This window comes from Mesorhizobium abyssinicae, from assembly GCF_049887195.1.
Classification (GTDB): Bacteria; Pseudomonadota; Alphaproteobacteria; order Rhizobiales; family Rhizobiaceae; genus Mesorhizobium; species Mesorhizobium abyssinicae.
In genome coordinates, this window is the sequence record NZ_JARAKC010000006.1 from 40,001 (window position 1) to 42,500 (window position 2,500).

The 2,500-nt window shown below is 57.1% G+C and carries 2 protein-coding genes, 1 tRNA gene and 2 rRNA genes (2 of these 5 cut by a window edge); all 5 read right to left on the bottom strand.

What is annotated here, in order from left to right; translation table 11 throughout:
• A protein-coding gene (locus PU724_RS15040; protein WP_354419945.1) for a type II toxin-antitoxin system RelE/ParE family toxin crosses the window boundary here: on the bottom strand, positions 1 to 217 show its 5' portion. 95 nt of this gene lie to the left of the window's left edge; the window shows 217 of its 312 coding nt (coding positions 1–217); it begins with the start codon at positions 215 to 217; its stop codon lies off the left edge, out of view.
• A 3-nt stretch (positions 218 to 220) separates the two neighbouring features.
• The gene (locus PU724_RS15045) at positions 221 to 487 is read right to left on the bottom strand and encodes a type II toxin-antitoxin system ParD family antitoxin (RefSeq protein ID WP_127283191.1); all 267 of its coding nucleotides are present in this window, start codon (positions 485 to 487) and stop codon (positions 221 to 223) included.
• A 489-nt stretch (positions 488 to 976) separates the two neighbouring features.
• Positions 977 to 1,053: transfer RNA gene (locus tag PU724_RS15050), tRNA-Met, on the bottom strand.
• Positions 1,054 to 1,284: 231 nt separating this feature from the next.
• Positions 1,285 to 1,399: ribosomal RNA gene (rrf, locus tag PU724_RS15055) — 5S ribosomal RNA — on the bottom strand.
• A 157-nt stretch (positions 1,400 to 1,556) separates the two neighbouring features.
• Positions 1,557 to 2,500 (bottom strand): 23S ribosomal RNA (locus PU724_RS15060); it runs 1,880 nt beyond the window's last position.

Sequence of the window (2,500 nt, forward strand, 5' to 3'; positions counted from 1 at the left end):
TGCTGACGGCGCGCCGATAGCCGACAATCCGCAGCCCCGGCATGATCTCGATCCGCTCGGTGCCGCGCTGTGGAAAAGTCGATAGGCCCAGGCAATGGTCGCGGATTCCGACAACGAAATTCCACGCAATCGCGGGCGACGCGCGCTCGGCTATGTCATCATAGAGCTGTCCGAGTTCAGCTTCCGCCATAGGATGGAAGACAATTCGATACTCCATCCCCTACTTGGCTTTCCCCTGCTTCGCGCGATGACGCGCCTCAAGCCGGGAAAAAACCGTTTCGGCGGGAACTCCCTTCGCCGGATCTTGCCGAAGCTCGGTCAGGCGCCCCGGGACCTCCTCGCGCAGCCATTTCTCCCGCTCCGCCTCGAAGTCCTCGAGCATGCGCAGACCGGCGCGGACGACCTCGCTGGCATTGTTATAGCGGCCTGATTCGAGCTGCTTCCTGATGAAGCTCTCATAGTGGTCGTTCAGAGCATAGTTGGGCATGGCAACCTCTGGAAAAAATGTCCGGCTATAGAACATAGCAATAGATGTCATCTATTGCCAGCATTGGCCGATTCGGCCGATCTCTGCCTGTGATTCGGATTATCCCGCAGGGCTTGATTCGGCGATTCGGCAGAACCGAGATATCGCCTCGGCCCCGATGACGCCGGCGCGATCGAGCAATCTGGTGCAGTCGACAGCTCCCGAGGGCCTACTCTCGCCATTCAGGCAGGACGAGTGGCAGATGCTGTGCTGCATGCCGAGCGAGGGCACTGAAGCCGGCTGAGAAAGAGGCCGGCTAAATTCATTTCGCATCTGGTTGTGGTCGCTGCTCCGATTCGGCTTTCGCTGCACGCTTCGGCTCTGGACGAGGCGTACTCGCCAGCATCAGCCGAAACCTCGTCTCAGATCCAGGGGGCGAATTGATTGCGACCATCGTTGGCTGCCAAAGCAAAAGGCCCGCTGGCGAGGAGCCAAGCGGGCCTTTTGATTTGGTTGCGGGGACAGGATTTGAACCTGTGACCTTCAGGTTATGAGCCTGACGAGCTACCGGGCTGCTCCACCCCGCGTCAACTACGAGCAAGCGTTTGCTTGCGACCACGAGCAAGCGTTGGCTTGCGTCCTTAGAGGTAAGTTTTAGCTTACCGGAATCAAGAGGTCTGCCAAATGAAAGGGCCGCTTGCGCGGCCCGGGCTCCCGTTTGGCGGGCCTCATGCATGTCGCTCAAAAGTGTTAGCGGTTTTGAGGCAACGACATGCATCACAACAATCGTAATGAGAAGATGAACGTGCGTTTGGCAGACCTGGCAGCGACCTACTCTCCCGCGTCTTGAGACGAAGTACCATCAGCGCTGGAGCGTTTCACGGCCGAGTTCGGAATGGGATCGGGTGCAGCCGCTCCGCCATAACCACCAGGTCGGCAAAACGCACGTTGTTCGAGAAGCTTTTTGAGCGAATAGCCGATGGTGAGCAGCCGATAGGGAGCCCTATTTGCTGCTTCTCCGAGCCGTTCGCTGGTCTTTGTTGTGCTCTCACATCCTCCCTTTTGGGAGCGATGGACATTAGGAATGAGAACGATCAAGCCGATCGAACTATTAGTACCGGTAAGCTTCAAGCGTTGCCGCTCTTCCACACCCGGCCTATCAACGTGGTCGTCTTCCACGGTTCTCAGGGAATACTCGTTTTAAGGTGGGTTTCCCGCTTAGATGCCTTCAGCGGTTATCCCGTCCGGATATAGCTACCCTGCTATGCGGCTGGCGCCACAACAGGTCCACCAGAGATCCGTCCATCCCGGTCCTCTCGTACTAGGGACAGATCCTTTCAATATTCCTACACCCACGGCAGATAGGGACCGAACTGTCTCACGACGTTCTGAACCCAACTCACGTACCGCTTTAAATGGCGAACAGCCATACCCTTGGGACCTGCTCCAGCCCCAGGATGCGATGAGTCGACATCGAGGTGCCAAACAACCCCGTCGATATGGACTCTTGGGGGTCATCAGCCTGTTATCCCCGGCGTACCTTTTATCCGTTGAGCGATGGCCCTTCCACGCGGGACCACCGGATCACTATGACCGACTTTCGTCTCTGCTCGACTTGTCAGTCTCGCAGTCAGGCAGGCTTATGCCATTGCACTCAGCGAACGATTTCCGACCGTTCTGAGCCCACCATCGCGCGCCTCCGTTACTCTTTAGGAGGCGACCGCCCCAGTCAAACTACCCACCATACATTGTCCCGGACCCGGATAACGGGCCGCGGTTAGACATCCATAGAGATAAGGGTGGTATTTCAAGGGTGGCTCCACCAAGGCTGGCGCCCTGGCTTCAAAGCCTACCACCTATCCTACACATGCCACTACGAATGCCAATGTAAAGCTATAGTAAAGGTGCACGGGGTCTTTCCGTCTAACCGCAGGAACCCCGCATCTTCACGGGGAATTCAATTTCACTGAGTCTATGCTGGAGACAGCGGGGAAGTCGTTACGCCATTCGTGCAGGTCGGAACTTACCCGACAA